This window comes from Paraburkholderia fungorum, assembly GCF_046026025.1.
Lineage (GTDB): Bacteria > Pseudomonadota > Gammaproteobacteria > Burkholderiales > Burkholderiaceae > Paraburkholderia > Paraburkholderia fungorum_E.
The window spans coordinates 1-24936 of sequence record NZ_JAQQFL010000061.1 but is presented as its reverse complement, the minus strand read 5'-3'; the positions used below and the strand labels follow the sequence as shown (position 1 = coordinate 24936).

The window sequence follows — 24936 nt, the reverse complement described above, 5'->3', positions numbered from 1 at the left end:
TGCCGACATAAAGAAAATGCAAATTTAGGAATTGTCGGATAGCCGGGGATGGACGGCTCCTTATAGGGTGCTTGGGCTTCAAACAAGTACAACTAATAAGGAAGACTATGAAAAACAAAAAGACCTGATGAGAGTCCAGCACGTATCGCGGCACGGCTGCTTGCCGCATTTGTGCTTCTTGCGGTCGCGTTTTGCGCAAACGCGGCCGATTACATGCAATGCATGCAGATATATCAGAAATCTCGTGGGGTCCCGGGACACCGACCTGCGCTGTCCAGGTCGCAGGAACTTCGCCTATGTCGTTGGGCGACGACGATCCGTACAGCTCAATGAATTACTACAATTGTCCTAACGCTTCGGATTGGATAAGCGACTATTGCGGTGGTGTACGTGTTCCGCCTCAGTCCGACGGCTCCTGCCCGGTGGCGGACCCGGTGTTGCCAGCGAAGGGCATTGTCATGCTTTCCGAGGCTGACTTTGCGAGCGGCGATACGCTTCCACTGGTCTTTAAGCGTACATATCTTTCGAATCCCTATGACACCACGCAGACGGCGATGGGGCGCAACTGGGTCAACAACTGGCAGCGCAGGCTTGATCTGCTTGGGGCCAAGGCGAGCGTGCCGCATATTGTTGCTTATCGGGGTGACCAGCAAGCCCTGATGTTCAAGTGGATTGGCGGCGCGTGGGTCGTGCCGGGAAATCGCTGGCTCTCCCTGACGAAAGCTGGCGACGGATACTTCTACCTGAAGGACGAACTGCTTGGTACGACGGAAGCCTACTCGGATACCACCGGCAAGTTCTACTCCGAAACAACCCGCACGGGTGTTATCCGCAAGGTTTCCTATGACGGCAGGCAGCGGCTGTCGGTTATCGCCCAGTGGCCAGTCGATAACGTGATACCGGAAACCTCGACGTCAATTCGTGTGGAATACGACAGTAACGACCGTATCGTTACCTTCGTTGATCCTTTGGGAATGCCCACAAACTATGCTTACGACGGAAAGGGCAATCTTGCTTCGGTAACGGCAGCCTATAACCACGTTCGTCAGTATCTGTACGAGGACGCACGTTTCCCAAACGCGTTGACTGGCGTAAAAGACGAATCCGGTTCGCGGATTGCAACGTGGACCTACGATTCCAGCGGACGTGCAATCTCGGTCACGCATCCCGACACGACACGCAATGTGTCGCTCAGCTATCTTTCCGGCACGACGACGCTCAGCGACATGTCCGGCACCACGACGTATTCGTTTGATGTCGGAGATACGTTGCGCCCTCGAACAATTGCAACGCCAGCTGGCGCGGTATCGAGAGCGTGGGATGCGGCGGGGAATCTGAAGCAGAGGCAGACGCCCGACGGAGGTGTCCAGTACACGTGGGACAGCGTCAACCGGCCAACGAAGGCAATTGCAACGGTTGCTGGAAATAAGACCGTAACGACGATCGAGTATGCCGACGCCGGTTCGTTGCGTCCGCATCTAGTTGCGACTCCGGGCAAGATCCGTGCGTTTGTCTATGACACGCAAGGAAATGCCACAGGCTACGCAGAGGTCCAGACGACTGACCTTACAGGCGAACAGGGGATGCTGGCGGTCGGGACGGGTAGCAAGATGACGGTGGGCGCTAGTTACGATGGAGTGGGCCGTCTCCTGTCTGCTGCAGTCATCCAGGACGGCCAGAAGCTTGAGGACTGGACCTACGCTTACGATGCAAAGGGCAACATCGCGACGACGAAGGATGCCGTTTCGGGTTGGACGATGCGAACGCTTGAGCGTAATGCAGCGAACCGTGCGACACAAATAGCAGGTAACAGCGGTCAGGCTAGCATCGCTTACGATGAGCGCGGTCGCGTAACGTCGTTTCAGTACAACGAACCGGCAAGTCCGATAAATGGCGGGCTTTCCCGCGTACTGGCAGTCGACTATCGGTATGCCGCGAATGGCAAGGTGTCGTCACATTCAGCGAAGGTCTCAACGAATGGCGCGTGGTGGCAGCCGATCAGCGACGCTGAGCTAGGCGTGTGGCTGACCAACTGGGAGTTGGGCAATGATCCGGTTGCGCCACCTCCTATGCTCACGGGGGTCAAGTCTGATGCCGGAGCCTTCGTTCCAGACATGTGCGTTGAATGTTATGTGGCGTGGAAAGCGAAGCTCACGGGGAAGCTTTTCGGTAGCGAATTGAGCGAAACGCTTCCGAAGTGGGGCGAGACAACGGAGCTGATGCTGAGCGATCAGTCGCAGATTCCTTATCCTACTCTTGTGCCGGATCTGACCAGTTCTGCGAAGAGGTCAATGCTTTATAGCGCTCTTTTTGGAGCAGCGGGCGGTGACGGGGGAATGGTTAAATGTGGGAGCAGCGGGGATAATGAGTGGCTCGAGGCACACTGTCATGCTCGATATGAACATGACATGTTCAAATGCATTGTGTTTGGCAAAATGATGGGGGGGACGCGGGGTGTCGCGAAGTGCGAACAGCAGGCGTTTGCCGATTATCAAACTTGCAGAGGGCGTTGATGACTAAGTTTCCGCCATGTTCCGTGGTAATAACTTACGACGAAGATCGTCAATGGTTGATTGTGCAATCTGTTTCACGAGCCAAGGTGGCCCCAGTTTTGGCTGGAGAACTCGAAGTGCCGGTCCTGCTAGACGAATTTGATTTCAGGATTGACGACGAATTTGTGCGGCGGTTTGGTGGTGGCGTGCTCAATCTGATTGCGCTGGGGCAGCCGGAGATCCAGCAATACATGACCTTTACGCAGCACCCAATCGAGAGGCCACCAGAAGGGTAATTGGCCAGAGATAGAGTGATATGACCGACTGACTTTTTTTCATAACCCCGAGGGGGCGGAAGCGGTACCGCTGATGTTCGAAGGCGAGATGCAACTGTCCCCTTTCACGATCGTCCGGTGGCGCTGCGCGCGCCGTCGCGGTCGTTCAGAAACAGTCGGTGAATTCGGGGCCGCTGTTTCTCACTGATCATCGTTTCCCTCGGCGCAGCGCCGCAGCGGAACCGATGCTCTTGCTGCGCGCGCGCAACTGCGGTATCAGACAGGTCGTTCTGGTAATGGCGTCTTGTGCCCTATCGTTGAAGTGAAGCGGCCGGCCATGGACCCACGCTGCCAGCATGAACTACATACGACTGCCACTACCGACCAGGCGCTCGACGCATCGTCTTAAATTTTGCGTAACTGACCATCTGAAAATGCTGGCGGTCCTTCAGTTGCACAATGACCTTTGAGTCGTCGGGCGGAGTTTCTCCGAACATCTCATAGTGAAATGCGAGCGTGCTCACATAGTTGACGGTTGGCGCGGTTGAATGGAATCGCGTGTAGCCACCGGTTTGCACGGCGTTCCAGAATACCCTGTCGCCGCTGATGCTTTCGCGTGCGTCCTTGAATAGCCATGCTGCGCATGCGGGAAAGGCGGAGCGCATAAGGAAATAACAGCTGGTGTCGTTGAAATCGACGCCGTTGGATTCTTGACAGATGCCGAGTATACGGCCGTCGGTAGTGAAAATATTTCGAACCGCCGTGACTACCTGCGCATCCGTTTTCTCGACGATCATGCGCATTGTTTCGACATGATTTGGCTCATACCAGTTGTCGGCGTCAAGAAAACAGATCGCATCAAATCCATTGGCCGCCGCGCACGCGGCACCTACACCGCGAGGTGTATCCCCGTAGTCGCCGTGATTGGGAATCTTGATATGGACCACACCTGTCCAGCTATCAACTTCAGCGACAGGGAATCCATCGGCGACCATAAAGTGGGTCACGTTACCTGACTGCGCGAGAACGCTTTCGTGACATCTTCGTAAGACGTGGTGCGGCTCTTTATAGTAGGCGCTAATGATAGCGACTCGCATGAAGGCTCGTGGTGGGATTGGTGGAACGGCGGATTATATCTATCGGCGACCACTCCGGATTATCTTAAATACCGGTCGTCCGAGGCACCACTGTGTACTCACGCGACCACCGTCATCAGGTATGCAGCGCTGGTGATCACGTCAGGAGTTACATCGCCGAGAAGAAGCCAATGATCTCGCGCGCACCACTGGTGTTCAGGGCATACCTTTTGGCGAGTGCGCAACGCGAGCTGGAGGGAAGACAAACTTGTCGCAAGAGTCGGATGTGCGAGGTGCGTCAGCCGATCGAATAACTGCGCGACGACGCCATCCAGTCGAGCGAGTGCCGGTGCTTTTGCCTGATCCTCGTCAACGCCAGCAGTCGCCAACACAGTCCCGTCGGACGACGGGCGATAACACTCGAACAGTCACGCCGGAAGCGCTGAAAAGGGTGGCGCAGCGCTTCCGGCGGGTTCGGGTTTTCCCGGATGATACCGGTTCAAAATTGCCGGAGCGGAATTTTTGCGGCAACGCAGCAGCGGCACGGCGCGGACGGGAGCGTGCGGCGCCCGCCGGCCAGGAGCACTGTCCCGGTAAGGATGGAGGCCGCGCGGAATTGGTTCACGGTTTGGCGGCGCGTCCCTTGAGACCCGATTGGCGCCGTGCCGACCTCAAGTCGACCTCTCAATCACGTCGCGTCGTGAAAAATCACCCCGAGCGTATGCCGATGACCCGAGCGCAACCGGCTCACGCCATGTCGCAGATTCACCCGATACACGCCGCGCGTACCTTGCACCGGCCGGTGATGAACCGCAAACACCACCGCGTCGCCCTTGCCAAGCGGCACGACTTCCGTGCGCGACTGCATCCGCGGACGCTGCTCCGTCATCACGAATTCCCCACCGGTGAAATCCTCACCCGGCTCGGACAGCAGAATCGCGACCTGAAGCGGGAACACATGCTCGCCGTAGAGATCCTGATGCAGGCAGTTGTAGTCGTCGGTGGCATATTGAAGAAGCAAGGGCGTCGGACGCAACTGACCAGCGGCGTGACAACGCTCGACAAAGTCGCCGTGCGCGGCCGGATAACGCACATGGATATTCATCGCTTCATTCCAGCGATTCGCGACTGGCGCGAAGCGCGGATAGAGCGTCGTGCGCAAATCCGCAACCAGTCGCGGCAGCGGATACGCAAAATACTTGTATTCGCCGCGGCCGAAACCATGCCGCGCCATCACGACGCGGCTGCGATACAGGTCGTCGCGCGGATAGAGCGCGCTCAGCGCGTCGCATTCCTGCGCACTGAGCAGATTGGGAAGCATCGCGCAGCCGTAGCCATTCAGCTCTTCTTCGACACCGAACCAGTCGATCGCGTCGACACGCTGCGTCAGCGAGCCGGCGGCGGACTCCCGTGCTCCCGTGTGTTTCGGTTTGGGCTCGAACCCCAACTCCAGTTCCAGTTCCAATGCAGGCAATTGCGGGTGCGAGTCCTTCGCGACCGTATTCATGAGCATTCTCCGTAAGGCTATTCATCGAACGATGACTGAGTGTAAGCAGAGGCCTTAGGTGACGCACTCCGACTCTTGCTCTTCAATTCCCGTATCGTTATGCGTTATGACCACGCCGCTCGATCTAGCCACGTAGATGCGAGGGCATCGAAAATGCAAGCCTCGCGAAACCTGATGCGACATTCGTAGTAAAACCCTATCTCGCCCAACCCGCGTATTCGGAGACTTTGCCCATGTCCGCTTCCCCAGAAAAACTCGACGACTGGCTCGACAAGGAGTTGGTGACGGAAGACGACATCACCGCCTTTCCGTTGACGGCCATGGCCGCGACCCTGGACCGCGAAGAAAGGGGCGATACGGTGCCACCGCTCTGGCACTGGCTGTACTTCCTGCCGGTCTCGCCGCTGTCCGAGGCCGGCCCGGACGGTCATCCGAAGCGCGGCGACTTTCTGCCGCCGGTGCCGCTGCCGCGCCGCATGTGGGCCGGCGGACGCCTGACGTTCCACACGCCGCTCAAAGTTGGCGAGCATGCGAAACGCACGTCGACCATCGCCAATATCGAGGACAAGACCGGCCGCTCGGGCCGTCTCGTGTTCGTGACGGTGCAGCACACGATTGAAGCCGCTGGTGAATTGAAGCTCGAAGAAGAGCACGACATCGTCTACCGGGACGCGCCGCAAGAGGGCGCCCGCGCGCCGCAAGCGGCGCTTGCTCCGGAGGGCGAAACGTGGCGCCGTACCGTCGATGCGGACGCCTTGATGCTGTTCCGCTACTCGGCGCTGACCTTCAACGGCCATCGCATCCATTACGACTACCCGTATGTGACCGAGGTAGAAGGCTATCCCGGCCTGATCGTGCACGGTCCGTTGATCGCGACGCTCCTTGTCGAGCTGGTGCGTCGTGAACAACCGGACGCGACGCTGCAAAGCTTCGCGTTCAAGGCGGTGCGGCCCACCTTCGCGGGTCAGCCATTCACGGTATGCGGCAAACCTTCTGGCGACGGCAAGACCATCGATCTATGGGCCAAGGACCACGAAGGCTATCTGACCATGCGTGCTACGGCGGTGGTGGCTGTGTAGGGGATATTTCCAATAAGAAACGGACTCCGCCTGCTGAACCATCACCAACCGACCATCAACCGTGCGCCAACCGGTCAGCGCCGCCTGGCGCCGGTGAACCCTTAATCAGCCATTGCCGGCCCGTTCAACCGCCCGGGCATGCCACCCCGGGCAAATACGCTTGCCGCCGTAAAATCCCGCGTGTATAGTTTCCGAACTTACTCTTGTTTCGTATCGGAAATTAAAGGGATTCTCATGAACGCTTCCACCATCCTCGCCGACCTCGGCATCGCCCACGCGGCGCAAGCCGGCGACATCGCGGTTCATTCGCCGATTACCGGTGAACTCATCGGCCGCGTGGCCAGCAACACGGTGGCGGAAGTCGATGCGGCCCTCGCCCAGGCGAAAGAGGCGTACACCGCCTGGCGCAACGTCCCGGCGCCGCGCCGCGGCGAACTGGTGCGTCTGCTTGGCAATCGTCTGCGTGAAAAGAAGCACGCGCTCGGCAGCATCATCACGCTCGAAACCGGCAAGATCCTGCAGGAAGGGATGGGCGAAGTGCAGGAAATGATCGACATCTGCGACTTCGCGGTCGGTCTGTCGCGCCAGTTGTACGGTTTGACGATTGCATCGGAACGCCCGGGCCATCGCATGGCTGAAACCTGGCATCCAATGGGCACGTGCGTCGTCATCTCCGCATTCAATTTCCCGGCAGCGGTGTGGTCGTGGAACGCGGCGCTGGCGCTGGTGTGCGGCAACGCCGTGATCTGGAAGCCGTCCGAAAAGACGCCGCTGACCGCGCTCGCCGTCAACCAGATTCTCAGCGAGGCACTGAAGGAATTCGGCGATGCACCGGCCGGCCTGACCGCGCTGATCAACGGTGGCCGCGATGTCGGCGCGAAGCTGGTGGCCGACCCGCGCGCGTCGATCGTTAGCGCGACGGGCAGTACGGAAATGGGTCGCACGGTCGGTGTTGAAGTGGCAAAGCGCTTCGGTCGCTCGCTGCTCGAACTCGGCGGCAACAACGCGGGTATCGTCGCGCAAACGGCGGATCACGAACTCGCGATGCGCGGCATCCTGTTCTCGGCAGTGGGTACGGCGGGGCAGCGTTGTACGTCGCTACGGCGTCTGTTCGTGCACGAGAGCGTGTACGACAAGACCATCGAACGTCTGAAGCAGTTGTACAGCAAGGTGCCGATCGGCAATCCGCTCGAGAAGGGCACGCTGATGGGGCCGTTGATCGACAAGCAATCCTACGCGCGCATGCAGGAAGCGCTGCAGCAGGCCACGGCCGAAGGCGGCAAGGTGTTCGGCGGCGAGCGCGTCGAGGTAACGGGCCATGAAGGCGGCTACTACGTGCGTCCGGCGATTGTGGAAATGCCGTCGCAAACTGAGGTGGTGCTGAAGGAAACCTTCGCCCCGATTCTGTATGTGCTGCGCTATTCGGATTTCACGGATGCGGTCGAGGCGAACAACGCGGCGGTGCACGGTTTGTCGTCGTGCGTGTTCACGACCGATCTGCGCGAAGCCGAACGCTTCCTGTCCGATTCGGGCAGCGACTGCGGTATCGCTAACGTGAACATCGGGCCGAGCGGCGCGGAAATCGGCGGCGCGTTCGGTGGCGAGAAGGAAACGGGCGGCGGTCGTGAGTCGGGTTCGGATGCGTGGAAGGCCTACATGCGCCGTGCGACCAACACGGTCAACTATTCGTCGGCGTTGCCGCTCGCGCAGGGCATCGACTTCAACATCGGCTGATAGAGCGGCTGCGCTATTCGTGGAGTAAGACGTGAGTGCCAAAGTCGTGATCGTCGGCGGTGGGGTGATCGGCAGCTCGATTGCGTATTTTCTGCGGCTTTCCGATCCGTCGGTCAGCGTCACCGTGATCGAACGCGATCCGACGTATGCGCGGTCGTCGTCGGCATTGTCGGCCGCGTCCATTCGCCAGCAATTCTCCACGCCGCTGTCCATTCAGATGTCGCTGTTCGGCATCGACTTTCTGCGCTCGATCGGCGAGCGGCTGGAGATCGACGGTGCGAAGCCGTCGATCGATCTGCACGAAGGCGGCTATCTGTTTCTCGCCACGCCGGCCGGTGAGGCGACGCTGCGTGAGAATCACGCGCTGCAAACGGCGCTCGGCGCGGATATCAGTTTGCTCGCCAAAGACGCGTTGCAAGCGCGCTTTCCCTGGCTCAATACCGAAGATCTCATTGCCGGCGCTTACGGCGAAAGCGGTGAGGGCTGGTTCGACGGTTATGGCCTCGTGCAGGCGCTGCGCAAGAAGGCACAGGCGCTCGGCGCGCGCTATATAGCCGCCGACGTTACCGCGCTGCGTCGCGACGGCAAGCATGTCACGCAAGTTCAAACCGCGGATGGCGAGGTCTTCGCCTGCGACTTCGTGGTGAACGCCGCCGGTGCGTGGTCGCGCAAAGTCGCGCAGATGGCCGGCATCGATCTTCCGGTGTTCGCGCGGCGCCGCAGTATTTTCAATGTCACGTCGCCCGCGCGGCTCGACCATTGTCCGTTGCTGATCGATCCGGGCGGCGTGTATTTCCGGCCGGAGGGTAAGTCGTTCATCTGCGGTACGTCACCGTCAGCGGACAACGATCCCGACGATTTGCCGCTCGATGAAGTCGATCACGCCCTATTCGACGACGTGATCTGGCCAACGCTCGCGCATCGCGTGCCGCAATTCGAAGCGCTAAGGGTGCAGAACTGCTGGTCTGGCTACTACGAGTACAACGTGCTCGATCAGAATGCGATCATCGGCTATCACCCGGATGTCGATAACTGCATTTTTGCCAATGGCTATAGTGGGCATGGTTTGCAGCAGGGCCCGGCAACTGGCCGCGGTATCAGCGAATTGATTCTGCATGGCCGCTACACGACGCTCGATCTGGGCTCGCTGAGCTTCACCCGCGTGCTCGAAAACCGGCCGATCGTGGAGAAGAACGTGGTTTAGCCGGCGGGGTCGAGGCGGTTCGAGGTGATGCGGAAAACGCAATACGTAGTGCGTAGATATCGTTTGCCGCCCATCCGGACGATGGCCACAATCGACGCCGGTCTTCCTTCAAAAAGATAAACGGCCCGTCACCATGTTCACGTTCAATCCCGCATTCGAAGCGCCGACCGGTTCACCGATCCGCGAGCTGTTCAAGTATCTGGCGCAACCCGGCATGATTTCGTTTGCCGGCGGTTATCCGGCGAGCGATCTGTTCGACCGCGAAGGTCTCGATGCGGCCGCGGCGCGTGCATCGCAACAGTCCACGCTTTGCTTGCAATATGGTCCGACGGATGGCCTCGCCGTCCTCAAGGAGCAACTGGCCCAGCTGATGACGCGGCGCGGTACGCCTTGCGCCCCGCAGGCGTTGCTCGTCACGACCGGTTCGCAGCAGGGTTTCGATCTGCTGCTGCGCGTGATGGTTGCGCCGGGCGACGTGGTGCTGGTCGAACAGCCAGCCTATCCGGCGACCTTACAGGCGCTGAAGCTGCAGCAGGCCGACGTGGTGACCGTGCCGGTCGATCAGAACGGGCTCGATGTCGCCGCGCTCGCCGCGTTGCTCGAAGCGGGCTTAGTGCGGCCGCCGAAGCTGCTCTACACCGTTCCGACCTTTGCCAATCCAACCGGCGCGACTTTGTCGCTCGAGCGTCGCATGGCGTTGTTGAAACTGGCGGCGCGCCATCATTTTCTGATCGTCGAAGACGATCCCTATGGCGACCTGCGTTTCAGCGGCACGGCACTGCCGTCGTTGCTGGCGTTGAGCGACCAGGTGCCCGGTTCACGCGACTGGGTGGTGCATTTTTCGAGTCTGTCGAAAATAGTCGCACCGGGTCTGCGGGTCGGCTGGATGGTCGCGCATGCGGAAATCTTGCGCCGTTGCGTGGTCGCCAAGCAGACTGTCGATCTATGCAGTTCGCCGTGGACCCAGGCGATTGCTGCCGAATACCTCGCGAGCGGCGCGTTGGAGCGTCATTTGCCACGGATCGTCGACGCCTACGCTGTGAAGTGCCGCACGCTGTGCGACGCGCTCGACGAGCATCTGGGTGACGCTATCGCGTTTCATCGTCCTGCCGGCGGCATGTTCGTGTGGGCGCAATTGACGGGCGGCGAGAATGCGTCCGACACATTGCGCGCGTGTATCGAGCGCAACGTCATGTTCGTGCCGGGCGTCGCATTCTATAAAGACAATATTGATCTGGCGGCACTACGCCTGTCATTTGCGGCACCCGGTGTCGCCGAAATCGAAACCGGCGTGCAGAGAATGAAGCAGGCGCTCGCACTCGTTTGATGGTGGCTAAGATGGCTAACACGGTATTGGTGGAAAAGCTGTAAGCGCAATACTTGAAATAACCCGGTGAGCACGCGGTGCATAGCGGGTTATTTATGTCAACGCTAAATAGCGGCGATTTAGCATAGACCGGCCGATCCGGTAAAGCAGCGCAATGCCGCACGCGTCACACGTGTGACACGTGTCACACGCGACCGAGCCCGGCCCGCGGCCTTCCCTCGGCTTCGCTCAAGGCCGCAGGTGCGTGCGCCGTCTCCTTTGTACGCAGCCGCCTTCTTTGCATGCTGGTTTAACTCAAACGGCCGTTTTTATTGCGCTGCGTCTTCTAATGGTTTAATTCCATTCGTCCAGTATTTCCGTCAAACTCCTGAAACATGGCTGATTGTTAAATGGAGGGCGCTGCCGGCTTTGATCTATCAATATCGGTTATGATCGCTGCCTTCGGCGAATGATTCCGATGCGTTAATTCATCGGTCATCCACGTTAATACCGTCGCATCGAACCAGAAAAAATCAGATGAAGATGTCGCGTAAAAAGATTGTAATCCTGGTGGTCGGTCTTCTGGTCGTGGCCGGCGTGGTCATTCAGGCGGTGTGGCGTCCATTCGCGCATCGCAAAGCCGCCGAGAATAGCGAAATCGTGCTCGACATTCATCACCCGGATGCGGTGATCGACAGCGAGGCGCTCTCGCGTTTGCCGCGCGACATTCTGCGCGTGCCGCTGTTGCACGATGTGCTGACCCAGGACTTCGTCGACTATTACGAATCGAACGACACGCGGCTGTCCACGGAGGGCGCGCTGCGGCGTCTCGCATTCGAACATCAACTGGACTGGCGCGATGAACTGATTCGCCGCGTCTTCGACGAACCCGCGCATGTGTTGCTGTGGCGCTCACCGGACGGCCGCCTGGGTTATTGGCTGATGTCGATCCACCGAAACGGTCTGGCGAAGCTGCTGCAGGGCTTCGGCAACGTCGCGGCGAGCGACTCGCAGTTGAGCCAGGTCGCCAAACTCTCCGGCGACATACCGGTTTACGCGTTGAAGCTGGCGGTGGGCCGCACGATTCTGTTCGCGACAAAAGACGACCGCCTGGTCGTGATGTCCGCACCCGGCGTGCTGCTCGATCCGAAGGGCGGCTTGCTGGGCGAGCGGGCCGACGCCGTGTCCGAGATGCTCTCATCCGGCCGCGACGATGCGGCGAGTGCCTATCGGCTGGACGCACCTGGCGATGCGCCGAAGGGACATCGGCTGGTGGTGTCGGCGAATTATCTGTCGTTTGGCTATCAGGCATTTTTCTCCGGCATCGATGCACTGCGATTCGATTTTTCGACCAACGGCAATGCGGCGGCGAACTGGCAGACCTCGGCGCTGATCGAGCCGGGCAAGTTGCCCCAGGAGTGGAATAGCGCCGACTTGTGGCGCGCGTTGCCGGCCAATCCGGCGGCGTGTACGAGCTTGCCGGCCGACTGGAAAGAGACCTCGGGCCTGTTGGGCAAGGTAGCCGAGGTTGGTGCGGACGGCGCCGCTGCGATCGGCGATCAGCTCGCCGGTCCCGCGGCCGTCTGCTGGTATGCGAAGTCCACCCTGGTCGCACCGGTGTTCGTCGCGCGCGTGAAGACCCAGGACGCGGCGAGCATCGCTGCGCTGAAGACTTCGCTCGGCAAGACCTTTGGCGATGTGATCGGCGCATACGAAGCAAAGGCGGCGCAATCGGGCGACGCCGGTTCGGGCTACCGCCGCTTGCCGGTTACGCAGCACGACCAGGGCGTCGGCGTTACCGTGTGGCAACGGCCGGTCAGCGCGCGCTCGGGCACGGCTGTGTCCAGCAAGGCGTCGTTCGCATCGCAACTCTCTGCGGAGCGTTATTTTCCGGTGACGCTCGCTTTGGCGCATGGTTATCTGATCTTCTCCCCCGATTCACGTCTGGTCGACGACACGCTTGCCGTGCTCGACAAGCGCTATCCGGCGCTCGCCGATACGCTCGCGCCGCAACGTCTGCCGCGCACGATTTTGACGCTCACGCCTTCGTCCGCGGCTGCGCTGATCGAGCGCGAAGCGGGTGCGGCGTTGCCGGCGGATCAGGAAGCGGTGTTCCGCAATGCGTCGCGCACCCATCTCGTGCCGAAGTTGCATGCGCTTGCGCACTACCCGCCAGTGTCGTTGACGCTGCCGCAGAACTTGCCGGGGTCGACCGGCTGGGTTCCGGTCGAATGGTGGTTCGATCGCGCGCAGGCGGGTGCGGCCGGCGCTGCAAACGCCGGTGTGGCGGATGCTCCTGCGGACCAGCCCGGCACCGAGGGCGATTGAATGCGCCGCCTTCACGTCTTTGACGTGGCATCCGCGGCGGATGCGCGCGTAGCGGTGCAAGCGCCCGCGCGTGCTCCTGCGGCGCATGCAAGCGCCCACGCGTGCGATACGCCGGGCGCCGCTCGCCGCAAGTGGCTCGCGCGCGCCGGGTCGGCGCTCGTGATGGCCAGCCTCGCGCCCTATGCCCATGCGCTTACCAGCACCGCCGCATCGCCCGATCCCGACGCGCTCTCGCCGCAGCAATCCGCCGCGTTTCGCGCCTGGTTCGCGCGTATCGTCGACCAGCAGATGCGCCACGGCCCGACGCCGCGCTGGACCCAACGCGATTGCGCGGGTCTGGTGCGCTTTGCTGTCGGCGAGACGCTCAAGCCGCACGACAGCAAATGGCTGCGCGCCAACGGCATGACCAGTCTCGCGGACGCCAGCAGCATGCCGCCCGAACTGCAACTGTCCGCGTCGCAACGCACCATCGCGAATCGCTGGACCCAACTCGACGGCTCCGCCGGCGCGTACGCGTCGGCGATCGCGCTGATTCAACGCAATAGCCGGTTTGTTTCGAAAGACGTGAACCAGGCACTGCCTGGCGATCTGCTGTTCTTCGACCAGGGCGACGACCAGCATCTGATGATCTGGCTGGATCGCTACATCGCTTATCACACAGGCACCGTTACGCCGACCGATACCGGTCTGCGCGCCGTGGCCGTCTCCGACCTGATGCAATGGAAAGATTCCCGCTGGCAGCCGCTCGACGGCAATCCGAATTTCGTTGGCGTGTTTCGTTTGGACTTTCTGACACCATGACCCGAATGAACTTCGCCACTGCGTCGCGTGCCTGGCTCGGCAACTTACATCGTCGCGCGGGCTTCACTGCGCTCGCGCTCATCGCGGCCATGACGCTCGTCATCGCGCCAACGGCCCATGCCGACGACGATGCATCGAGCACCGCCGCCGATACCAACATCGCCGCGAACCCGACGCTGCAAACCGCGCCGTCGAGCAACTTTGCAGCGCAGAAGGTCGACGGGCAACCGTTCTTCCTGCTCTCGGATGCGAGCTTCGGCAGCGATCAACTGGCGCAGGTGCGTCTCGAAGCGCCCGGCCGCGAGTTCAAGGATGCGTTGCAGGCGTACGGCGGCGCGGACATCGTCGTGTATCGCGTGCCGAAGCCGTTGGATTTCCTGAAGGCGCAGAAGAATCTGCATCGCCTGAATGTCGCGCCGAATTACCAGGGCGAAGGGTTGGCGAATACGCTGGCGTATCTGTGGGACCGCTGGTTCACCGAAGCACGCCGCGCCTGGCAGCGGGTACTGTCGTTCGCGACGCGCAGCAAGGCGACCCAGGCTGAGCCGCAATTCAAGCTCGGCGAGCAGACCGGCAAGCAGACGCAATTCCAGCAGAACTCGCAGTTCGCGCCGCTGAAAGGCTATGACATGGTCGCGCGCTTTCGCTATCCGATCTGGGACGCGAAGGTGATCGCGCCGCCGAAGGGCGTGAATCTCGAGGGCAGCAGCAGTAACTTTATCGAGGCGAGTTCGGGCAACGTGATGATTCCGGTCGGCAAGTTGCCACCGGGGCTGTATATCGTCGAGGCGGTGATCGGCAACTATCGCGCGCATACCTTGCTGTTCGTGTCGGACACGGTCGCGGTCGTGAAAGCGGCGTCGAGCGGCATGCTGGTGTGGACTGCGCGGCGCGATAACGGCAAGCCGGTGCCGAATACCGACGTAAGCTGGACCGACGGCGTAGGCGTGCTGCAAAGCGGTGCCACCGGCAACGACGGTGCGCTGGTGCTGCAACACGTGAGCCCCGAGCGCAGCTACGTGCTTGGCACCGATCCGCAAGGCGGTGTGTTCGTCTCGGAGAATTTCTATTACGACAGCGAGATCTACAACATCAAGATCTATGCGGTGACCGACCGTCCCATGTACCGGCCGGGCGACGCGGTGCACGTGAAGTTTATCGGCCGCACGTTCCAGAACGCGACGCAATCGACCGCGCCCGCCGAGGCCGATATCAAGCTCGACGTGCTCGATCCGAACGGCTCGCCGGTGGCGAGCAGCAAGGTGCATTTTGCTTCCGACACGGGCGCGGAGTCGTCCTTCACGCTTCCCGCCGATGCCACCGCCGGCGGCTATACGCTGCGCTTCGACTACAACGGCGATGTATACGGCAGCGCATTTCGTGTCGCCGAATATGTGAAGCCGCATTTCGACGTCAACCTGTCGATGGATAAAGCCGACTATGCGACGGGCGAGCAACTGAAGGGCAAGATCCAGTTGCGCTACCCGGACGGCAAGCCGGTGCGCGACAGCAAGGTGTCGGTCACGCTGCGGGCGCAGAAAGTGACGATCGTCGACGGTGAATTGCGCTATGCGGGACTGTTTCCGGTCAAGCTGGAGCAGCAGGAACTCACGACCGATAGCGACGGCAACGCGAGCCTCACGCTGCCCGCTGCCAAAGAGCCGAGCCGCTACGCGCTGACGCTGTTCGCGCAGGACGGCGCGGCCTACAAGGTGCGTGTGACGCGTGAAGTGCTGATCGCGCGCGGCGCGACGCCGTATCGCTTGTCGACGGCCAAGTCGTTTTCGCAGCCGAAGGAAGCGGTCAATTTCGATCTGCAGGCGCTCGGGTCGATCGATCCGTCTTCGCACGCGCCGGCCAAATGGGAATGGACACGCCTCGAATCGCAGACACACGGCGAAGGCGTGCTCAAAGGCGCCACGACAGGCGGCAAGTTGTCGTTCCCGGTGCAATTCGATGAGCCGGGTTCGTACATGCTGTCCGTCAAGGACGACACGGGCAATCTGCTGGCCGCTGCGAGCCATTGGGTGGCGGGTGATGGCCTGAAGGCGATCCCGGGCAGCGTCGAAATCGTGTTCGATCGCGACAGGTACAAGATCGGCGACACCGCCGAAGCGCTGATCACCTTCCCGATGCCGGTCGACGATGCACTCCTGACGCTGGAGCGTGACAACGTCGAACACCGTGCCTTGCTGACGGCCGGCGGCGACTGGTTGCAACTGCAACGCGTGGCCCCCTCGCAATGGAAAGCGCGTATCAAGGTCGGTGAAGAATTCGCGCCGAACATGACGTTCTCGGTGCTGTACGTGCATGCCGGCGAATACGTGTTCCAGAACGCGGGCATCGTGGTCGCGCAACCGCAGATCGAACTGAACGTGAAGAGCGACAAGCCGGTGTACGGTCCGGGCGATACGGTCACGCTGAATTTCGACAGCACGCTGAACGGCAAACCGGAAGCGGCGAACCTGACAGTGAGCGTGGTCGATGAAATGGTCTACGTGTTGCAGCCGGAAATCGCGCCGAATATCGTCGACTTTTTCTATCACCCGCGGCGTAACAATGTGCGGACGTCGTCGAGTCTGTCGTTCATTACGTACGACCTTGCACGCTCGCCGTTGAAGGGTGCACCGGGCGGTCCGCAACGCGCGAACTACAACGAGCGCGGCGTGAAGGTGCTCGAACGGCCGCGTCGTGACGATCAGGACACGGCCGCCTGGGAAGGCACGCTGAAGACTGACGCGAACGGGCACGCCACCATGACGTTCAGGATGCCGGACTCGCTGGCCCGCTGGCGCGTCACTGTGCGCGCGGCGGCGCCGGACGGCATGGTCGGTCAACGCACCGCTTACGTGCGCTCGGACAAGGCGCTCTATCTCAAGTGGAGCGGGCCTTCGCATTTCCGCGTCAACGATCAGCCGGCCATCGACATGATCGCCTTCAATCAGACCGACGCGGATGTGGACGCCGAGTGGGTGGTCAACGGCGGCGGTCTCTCCTTGAACCAGAAGGTCACGCTCAAGCGCGGCGCCAACTATCTGCGTCTGCCGACGGGCGCGTTGAAGGCCGGTGTGGTCGACGCGAGCTTGCGTCGAGCGGGTAAGGACGTGGATCGCTTGCAGACGACCATCCAGCTCGATGCGAGCGGCTGGCTCGATCTGCATCAGAACACGGTGGCGCTCGACGGTTCGAACAAAGCGCTCAATCTGCCGCAAGATGCGCAGGACGTCAGCGTGCGCTTCATCGGCAGCGCCACGAGTCAATTCGCACGCGTCGCCGACGATCTGATCAATTACCCCTACGGTTGCGCCGAGCAGACGTCGAGCCGCCTGATTCCACTGGCGCTTGCTCACGATGCGATCGGCCGTGGCCTCAGTGGTGACAACGGCGCCAGTTCGACGCAAGGGCTCGAAGCGTTGTTGCGCAATCAGCGCCAACGTCTGGCGATGCTGGCGGGTGTCGGCGGCACGTTCGGCTGGTGGGGCGATACGACCGGCGGCAGTTCGCTGATTACCGCCTACGCGTACTACGCCGACTGGCTCGCGAGCCGCAGCCTCGGCATTACGCTGCCCGCCGACAACTGGCAGCATGCGTTGGACGTCTATCGCGATGCCGGTGCGAAAGAGCCGCTGTTACATCGCGCGCTGGCACTGTGGCTCATGCAGCAGATGGGCTTGCCGGTTGCGACGCCGGTTTCGGGCGTGGCGGCGGATTTGATGAACGATGCGGCGGCCACCAGCAAAGCGCCATCCGGTAACGCCACGTATGGCGCGTCGGACAGCATCGTGTTCGCGCAAGCCGATTCGCCGCGCGGCAAGCAGATGGCGACTTTGCTGATCGCCAACCTCGCGCGCGGCACGAGTGCTCAACTGCCGGACGGCTTCGACACGGCTGCGGGCGCCGCGCGTACCGCATTGGCTAACGATGCCGCGCCGCTCGTACAGAGCCTGCTTTACATGACCGGTGGCGACGGCGCCGGGGCGACCGACGCATCGGCCTTGCTCGCGAAGAGCAGCGCCGACTACCCGACGCTCGATCGCGCGTTGACCCTGCTGTGGGTGCGTAAAGCACTCGGTGGCGACACGGCGCCGGCTTCGCTGCCGTCGCTGCAAGGCGCGGGCTGGACGCGCGCGGCGACGCCGATCGGCACGCCGCTCTGGAAGTGGACCGGCGCTGCCTTGCCCACCACGCTCGATGCAGGCGGCGCGCGTACCGATGTGAATGCACTGATTTCGTTCCGCAGCCATACGAGCGAGGACAGCCGCCTGAACATCACGGTCGAACGCCGTTTCTACAAACTCGAGCCGCTCGAAGTGAAGGTCGATCCGAAGAAGGGTGACGCCGAGAGTCAACTGGGCCGCTCGGCATTCACCGCGCGTCTCGTCAAGTCAGGCGATGCGATCGACAGCAATGCGCTGTACGTCGACGAAGTGACGCTCACGCCGCGCTCGGGCAACGCATACCACTACGGTCTGCTCGACGTGCCGCTGCCGCCGGGCGGCGATGTCGAGGCGACCAGCTGGGGCGTGTCGATCGACGGTTTGCCGGGCGCAAAGGATGGGGCAAGCGGTCCGCAGCCGTTCGCGCGTGCCGCGTCGTATGAGATGGGCGAGCTGGCTTATCACCAGCCGGTGCCCTTGCTCGATCGACCTGTGACGTTACGGCAACTGGTGCGCTTTGCCTTGCCGGGCACGTTCGCGTTGCCGCCGGCTCGCTACTTCCGCATGTATCAGCCGGACGCCAAGGCGTTCGAAGGCGGCAAGAGCGATCGCGTGACGACGTTGCGTATTCAGTAAGCGAGACCGCCATGTTCTCCGCTCTCCGACACTCGCGCGATCGTCTGGCCGCTACGCTGCGGGTCGCGCTCGTGGTGGGGGCGGGGTGTGTTTTTAGCAGCGTGGGTGCGACCGCGACTGCGGCTACTGCATTGCCGACCGCGTCGCTAGCGGCTGTGCCAGGTTCGTCGCCGATTATGTCGTCAAAGCCGGTACCAAGCTCATCGCTGAATGCGTCGTTAGCGTCGACGTCAAGCTCATTGTCAAAGGCGGCGTTAGCCACAATGCCAGCTGCGGCGTCGGCCGCATCCTCGGCAAACACGCTGCACTTCGCCTGGCTGCGCGACGGTCAAGCGCAGCTTTGGCAATTCAACGCCGCGGCCACCGGTGCCGCGGATGGTCTCGCGCCGCAGTCCGCACGTCCGTTGCCAACGACACTGGAGACACCGCTCGGCAGCGTGTGGAAGCTGTTCGTCTATGGTTATCTGGTCGGCCGCAATATCTCAACGCCGGACTACGTCTGCAACGGCGGCGATCCTGAAGAAGTGTATTGCTGCATGACAGGCGGTCACATCGACCGCGAACATGCGCTGGTGCAATCGTGCGGACGCTTTTTCGAGCCCGCGCGCCTGCAACTCGATGCCGCCGATTGGCGCAAGTACTGGACGGCGGCGCATGCGCCCGTCTGGCTGCGCGACCTCCACGCGCTGACGCCCACGCGCCGCGTGCCGGTGTCCGACCTGCTTGCCGCATTGCAGGCGATGCCTGCACAGCCGCGCGAAGCGGCAGCGAGTACGCTGGTGTCGGTGCTGACGAGCGGGCGCGGTGAGGGCACCGTGTCGCTCTACGGCAGCGTGCTGCGTGCCAAGACGTGGACGATGCCGGACCCGGCGCGGCCCGGTGCCTCGATCGGCGGTGCGGCAGGCTGGCTCGCTGACGGCACGCCGGTTTGGCTGGGTGGCGCCGGCGGTAGCGCGCGCGTGCTGGCAGCCGCTGCGCCGCGCATTGCGCCGTTGCTTACGCAAGTCACCGTACCGGACGACAACGGGTGCGTACTGGTCGATTTCTTCAGCCGTTATCCGATTCGCCAGGTACTTGGCGACAAAGGGCCGGCAGCGGTGCCTGACGGTCCGCTGCGTGGCGATTTCCGGATCGGTTTTGTCAACGGCAACTGGGCGCGTGTGGAAAGCCGTGGCGAGCTGCGGCTGGATCGCAACGCCGCGGGTGCACCGCAAGTGGTCGGCCGCTTCGGCATGAACGACTATGTTGCACGGGTGGTCGAGCGCGAAGGCGATACGAGCCAGCCGGAAGCGGCGAAAGCTTTGGCGGTGGCGGCGCGGTCCTACGTCGTGCAGCATGGCAATCACGATGAAGGTTGCTTTCGTATCGAGGACAGCAGCAACACACAGCGCGTCCTGCCGCGCGCGGCGACCGCGGCGGCGCGCCGCGCGGCTGATCTGACTGATGCACTGGTGCTCATCGGTGTGCCGGTTCAGTATCACCACGACAAGGCCGCGCCCGGTCAGATGAGCTGGCTCGCCGCGAAGGCATCCGCGCAAACCGGTCTCACTTTCGACGCCATTCTCGCGCGCACCTGGCCGCAAGCGACCTTGACGTCGTTTGAGAGCCCATTGTCCGGCGATTGCATCCAGGTGGCCGGCGCCCAGCAATGGTTGCAGCGCAACGCGCCGCTGTGGGCGCGGCGCATGGCCGGCGCGGCCGGCTATGAGACACCCGATCTGCCGGCCGTGTGCGAGGTGCGCGAAGGACGACCTTATGAGGACGCGCAGCGTAATCGCGTGTACGTGTATCGCTTGCAGACTGAGGAGGACCGTATCGCGTTGGCGCATGAATATCTTCACCTTGCGTTCCAGCATCATCCGCGTGGCGTCGATGAAGAGTTTGTCGAACGTACCGCGCGTACGTTGATCCGCACCGACGATCCGATCCAATGAACTCGATCTCGCGCCCGCTTTCGCAAATGTTCCGCGTGCCGCCTTCAATGCGCCGTGTTCGGATTCCTGCGGCTGTTGCGTTGCCCTCACTTATGCGCCGCCGTCGAGTTCGCACGGCAACTACCTTGCCGCCTATTACACGCGGTTTTCGAATTCGCATGGCCATTGCTACGGCCTCGGCTGCGCTGGTGGCGGCCACGCCGACGAATGTGCAAGCGGCAGGCGCGGCCGACGGTAGCGGTGCGGTTGCCGATCTGACCGGTGCGTTCGGCGGTTGGCGTCACAGTGGTCTAACGAACGAGGGCGAGCACTTCGTCGCGGCGTATCCCCGGCCACCGGTCGACCGTGGCGCGCAGCGCTATCGCACGCTGATCGAAGGGCGCCTGAAGCACTTCGACAAACACGCGCGCAAGCCGCCGACGCTGGTCGTCAACGGCAACCCGACGCCGCTCTATACCGACGACGAAGGCGCATTCGCGCGCCCGTGGGCATTCGGCGCGGGGTCGAACAGCATCGAATTTATTTCCGCCGACGGCAGGCAGCACCAGCGCATGCAGTTCTACGAAGCCGACCACAGCAAGCCGCAAGCGAAGCTGCGCGCGATCGTCACGTGGGACGACCCGAAAGCGCAGGTGGATCTGCACGTGATCACACCGGACGGTCTGCATGCGTTCTTCGCCAATCCCACACTCGAAGACGGCAGCGGCTTCGACGTCGACTCGGTGGACGGTGCGGGGCCCGGCATATTTTCGTCGGCGGCGCCCGAGCACGGCACGTGGCTGTTCTTTTTGAACTACTGGGGCAACTTCGATTCGACCGGCTACAACTTCGACGCCGCCGCGCACGAGCGCGACGTGATTACCGCGACGTTGACGCTGGTCTTCAATGAAAATACGCCAAACGAGCGGCGTGAGACGATGGTCGTGCCGCTGCGCAAGATCGGCGACCTGCTGCTCGTGAAAAGCGAGCGACTTTGACAGCGGGATGGGAGCAGTGACGATGAAGGTCAAGACGACGGGTTGGGGGAAGACTGGCTGGACGATGCTCGTCGTCGCCTGTTTGCAGGCCGCGACGGTAGCGTACGCGAGCGATATCGACTTCGGCGCGCCATTGAACGGCTGGCGCAACACGAGCGGCGATAGCCAGCGCTATACGCAGGATGTGCATTACCCGGCCGTGACGGTGACAACACCGGAAGGTCAGTCGAAGTTCGCGCTGATCGAGGGGCAGATCCGTAACACGCCGAAGAAGAAGGGCACCACGGTGGGTACGCTGGTGGTCGACGGTACGCCGTTGCCGCAACGCATTGAGGAAGACGGCAAGTTCTCGCGGCCTTACGCGTTTCCGTCCGGCAGCAACGGCGTTGAGTTGCGGGCGCCGGACGGTTCACGCAAGCGCGTGCAGTTTTACGACGCGTATAGCGGCAAAACCCAGCCGAAGTTACGCATCGTGCTCGCATGGGATACCGACGGCACCGATCTGGACTTGCATGTGGTTTCGCCGGACGGCGTGCACACCTGGTACGGCGACCGTGTTGCGCCGAACGGCGGCTCGCTCGACGTGGATGTGACGACCGGCTATGGGCCGGAGATTTACTCGTCGGCAGCGCCGTTGAAGGGCACGTATCTGGTCTACGTGAATTACTTCGGCAACGGGAATAGCGGCAGCGATATGACTGTCGCTCAGGTGACGATCATCACGAACGAGAATACGCCAAACGAGAAGAGCGAAACGATCCGGGTGCCGATGCGCAAGCCGGGCGAACTGATGCTCGCGAAGACGTTTGTGATGCCTTAAGCGAGGGAGACGAGGGGGGTGTTTTTGCCGGCGGAGCCCGGCGGCCGCCAGGGACAATCGGCAGGAGCCGTGATGAATCCCGGTATGCGCTTGCCGTGCATGGCGCACGGCAAGCGCAACCGCTTGCTTGACCTTAACGGTCGAGGAACGACTTCAGACGGTCTGCGCGGCTCGGATGCATCAGCTTGCGCATTGCCTTGCTTTCGATCTGACGAATCCGCTCGCGCGTGACGTCGAACTGCTTGCCGACTTCTTCAAGCGTGTGGTCCGACTTCGTGTTGATGCCGTAGCGCATACGCAGCACCTTCGCTTCGCGCGGCGACAGCGAGTCGAGCGCGTCGTCGATGGCGGCGCGCAAGTCGGCCTGCATGGCTGCGTCGGCCGGCGAGGACGCTGCCGAATCTTCGATCATGTCGCCGAGCGTGGCGTCGCCGTCGTCGCCAACTGGCGTTTCCATCGACACCGGCTGCTTGGCGATCTTCAGAATGCCGCGCACCTTCTCTTCCGACAGTTCCATGCGTTCTGCCAGCACCGACGGATGGGCTTCCTGACCGGTCTGCTGCAGGATCTCGCGCGAAATGCGGTTGAGCTTGTTGATCGTTTCGATCATGTGCACCGGCACGCGAATCGTGCGCGCCTGGTCGGCGAGCGAACGCGTCACAGCCTGACGAACCCACCACGTTGCATACGTCGAGAATTTCCAGCCGCGGCGATATTCGAACTTGTCGACCGCCTTCATCAGACCGATGTTGCCTTCCTGGATCAGATCGAGGAACAGCATGCCGCGGTTGACGTACTTCTTCGCGATCGAGATCACGAGACGCAGATTCGCCTCGATCATCTCGCTCTTGGCCTTGCGCATCTTCGACTCGGCCGCAACCATCTGACGATTGATCTCTTTCAGATGCTTGAGCGGCAGCGAGACGGTTGCCTCGATGTCGATCAGCTTTTGCTGCTCCGACTGGATGGCCGGCAGATGGCGCTCCAGCGCGGCGCCGAACGACGACGTCCCGCGGGCAGCGCGCTCGGTCCAGCCGAGGTCGGCTTCGTGGCCCTTGAACGATTCGATGAACTGCTCGCGCGGCATGCCGCTCTTCGTCACGACGATTTGCAGAATGTTGCGCTCGATCGCACGAACCTGTGCGACCTGGCTCTGCACGTCGCCACACAGGCGGTCGATTGTGCGAGCCGTAAAGCGAATCTTCGCCAGATGTTGCTGGATTTCTTCGCGAGCGCGCAGGTAAGCCTTCGAGCTGACGTCGCCGCGTGTGTGCGAGGCGTTCTGCTGATCGGACAGAATGCCGACCTGGGCGAAGATTTCCAGGCAGTCGCTGGTGAGTTGCTTCAGGCGTGCTTCGTCTGCTGCCGAGGAGTCGGCCGGAGCGGCATCGTCGTCGTCTTCGCTATCGCTGTCGTCATCGTCGGTCGCGTCGGCATCAACGTCCGCTGCGGCGTCCGTGCTGGCTTCTTCCGCGGCGACCGTGTCTTCATTCAGACCGTCGACCAGTTCGTCGATCCGCAGTTCGCCGTCCGCGACCTGCTGGGCGCTCGCCAGAATGGCGGAGATCGCGAGCGGGCAAGCGGCGATCGCCTGGACCATTTCGTGAAGACCGTCTTCAATGCGCTTCGCAATTGCGATCTCACCCGCGCGGGTCAGCAGCTCGGTTGCGCCCATTTCGCGCATGTACATGCGCACCGGGTCGGTCGTACGGCCGAACTCGGAATCGACCGTCGACAACGCGACTTCGGTTTCCTCGTCAGCCTGATCGTCCGATACCACGGCAGGGGCGTTCGAGTTGAGCAGCAGGGTTTCCGCATCCGGAGCCTGCTCGTAGACCTGCACGCCCATGTCGTTGAAGGCGCTGACGATGCTGTCGATCGCTGCCGTTTGCGCGAAGTTGTCGGGCAGATGGTCGTTGATCTGCGCATGGGTCAGGTAGCCTTGCTCCTTGCCCAGCTGGATCAGCGCGCGCATCTGGCGCTGACGCTCTTCGGCTTGTTGCGGCGGCAGTTCAGCTGCTACGGGGATCGCTTTGCCGGCGCCTTTGCCCTTGGCTGTACGGCCAGCGGGCGCCTTGGCGGTGTAGCTGGCAGTTTCGTGTTGCGAATCTTCGCGATCAAAAGGGTTCACGTATTCTCCTCTAGAGGCTTCGCTATGAGACGCAAGACGCGACCGTCAGGCGTTTCGAGCATGGCTCAACATCACCTGAGTGACTCAACGCGGTTGTTTGGCTGTGCTCTGGGGAGCAAAAAAGATGAGCCCGCACGAAGCGGGCCGATAGAAATGTGCGAAATTCGCGCGGCTCGCATTATATACGACCTTGCGCCTTCGCGCTCATTGTGCGTACACCTTTTGTCGTGCGCCGTTGCCGCAGGCCTGTTTGCGTGCCGCTGGCCATTGGGTTGATGCTCGACACAGGGGCGTGTCGACGGATCGTCACGCCTAAGAACAAGCTTCCTACTATAGATGAAGTCGCGCGCCCTCACACGGTGTCCCCACATTCTTGCTGCCTCGCTATATATAGGGGCGGCGTGGAGGGATGCAAGTTCTGGCGTTGATTCGCCTTCGCCCAAAAGAAAATTCGCAGAAGGGGGTTGACGACGTGTCAT

Annotated in this window: 15 protein-coding genes; 12 read left to right on the top strand and 3 right to left on the bottom strand. The window is 61.8% G+C overall.

From position 1 onward, the window contains the following. The first annotated feature begins 296 nt into the window (after positions 1–296). Both PQR67_RS37385 and PQR67_RS37380 read left to right on the top strand, forming a co-directional pair. Positions 297–2513 carry a DUF6531 domain-containing protein gene (locus tag PQR67_RS37385; RefSeq protein WP_408467813.1) on the top strand — a complete coding sequence of 739 codons (2217 nt, stop codon included), beginning with the start codon at positions 297–299 and terminating at the stop codon, positions 2511–2513. Next, positions 2513–2788 carry a hypothetical protein gene (locus PQR67_RS37380; RefSeq protein ID WP_408467812.1) on the top strand — a complete coding sequence of 92 codons (276 nt, stop codon included), beginning with the start codon at positions 2513–2515 and terminating at the stop codon, positions 2786–2788. The genes PQR67_RS37385 and PQR67_RS37380 overlap by 1 nt, the downstream gene beginning before the upstream one ends. Positions 2789–3144: 356 nt before the next feature. On the opposite strand, the gene PQR67_RS37375 is transcribed toward PQR67_RS37380, so the two are convergent. Both PQR67_RS37375 and PQR67_RS37370 read right to left on the bottom strand, forming a co-directional pair. Then, positions 3145–3864: a glycosyltransferase gene (locus PQR67_RS37375; RefSeq protein WP_408467811.1), complete on the bottom strand. Its 720-nt coding sequence runs from the start codon at positions 3862–3864 to the stop codon at positions 3145–3147. Between the two features lie 667 nt (positions 3865–4531). Continuing rightward, entirely contained in the window at positions 4532–5350 is an 819-nt protein-coding gene (locus PQR67_RS37370) for a 2OG-Fe(II) oxygenase (protein ID WP_408467810.1), read from the bottom strand. Positions 5351–5583: 233 nt separating this feature from the next. Between PQR67_RS37370 and PQR67_RS37365 the strand changes: the two genes are divergently transcribed. The 10 genes from PQR67_RS37365 (at position 5584) to PQR67_RS37320 (ending at position 22326) form a co-directional block, all read left to right on the top strand. Next, positions 5584–6429: an HTD2 family dehydratase gene (locus PQR67_RS37365; RefSeq protein WP_408467809.1), complete on the top strand. Its 846-nt coding sequence runs from the start codon at positions 5584–5586 to the stop codon at positions 6427–6429. Positions 6430–6663: 234 nt separating this feature from the next. Further along, entirely contained in the window at positions 6664–8163 is a 1500-nt protein-coding gene (gene amaB, locus PQR67_RS37360; protein ID WP_408467808.1) for an L-piperidine-6-carboxylate dehydrogenase, read from the top strand. 31 nt (positions 8164–8194) lie between these two features. Next, positions 8195–9367: an NAD(P)/FAD-dependent oxidoreductase gene (locus PQR67_RS37355; protein WP_408467807.1), complete on the top strand. Its 1173-nt coding sequence runs from the start codon at positions 8195–8197 to the stop codon at positions 9365–9367. Between the two features lie 133 nt (positions 9368–9500). Beyond that, on the top strand, positions 9501–10694 hold the full coding sequence (locus tag PQR67_RS37350) for an aminotransferase-like domain-containing protein (RefSeq protein WP_408467806.1): 1194 nt from the start codon (positions 9501–9503) through the stop codon (positions 10692–10694). A 516-nt stretch (positions 10695–11210) separates the two neighbouring features. After that, positions 11211–13001, top strand: coding sequence for a DUF2138 domain-containing protein (locus PQR67_RS37345; RefSeq protein WP_408467805.1), 1791 nt, complete (start codon positions 11211–11213; stop codon positions 12999–13001). Beyond that, positions 13002–13802 carry a DUF1175 domain-containing protein gene (locus PQR67_RS37340; RefSeq protein WP_408467804.1) on the top strand — a complete coding sequence of 267 codons (801 nt, stop codon included), beginning with the start codon at positions 13002–13004 and terminating at the stop codon, positions 13800–13802. Continuing rightward, positions 13799–18595 carry an alpha-2-macroglobulin family protein gene (locus PQR67_RS37335; RefSeq protein WP_408467803.1) on the top strand — a complete coding sequence of 1599 codons (4797 nt, stop codon included), beginning with the start codon at positions 13799–13801 and terminating at the stop codon, positions 18593–18595. Before PQR67_RS37340 ends, PQR67_RS37335 begins: the two co-directional genes overlap by 4 nt. Before the next feature lie 11 nt (positions 18596–18606). Continuing rightward, entirely contained in the window at positions 18607–20529 is a 1923-nt protein-coding gene (locus PQR67_RS37330) for a DUF2300 domain-containing protein (RefSeq protein ID WP_408467802.1), read from the top strand. Positions 20530–20687: 158 nt separating this feature from the next. Next, a complete protein-coding gene (locus tag PQR67_RS37325; RefSeq protein WP_408467801.1) occupies positions 20688–21506 on the top strand; it encodes a YfaP family protein in 819 nt (272 codons plus the stop codon). 22 nt (positions 21507–21528) lie between these two features. Beyond that, positions 21529–22326 carry a YfaP family protein gene (locus tag PQR67_RS37320; protein WP_408467800.1) on the top strand — a complete coding sequence of 266 codons (798 nt, stop codon included), beginning with the start codon at positions 21529–21531 and terminating at the stop codon, positions 22324–22326. A gap of 133 nt (positions 22327–22459) precedes the next feature. On the opposite strand, the gene rpoD is transcribed toward PQR67_RS37320, so the two are convergent. After that, positions 22460–24457: an RNA polymerase sigma factor RpoD gene (gene rpoD / locus PQR67_RS37315; RefSeq protein WP_408467799.1), complete on the bottom strand. Its 1998-nt coding sequence runs from the start codon at positions 24455–24457 to the stop codon at positions 22460–22462. Between the last annotated feature and the right edge of the window lie 479 nt (positions 24458–24936).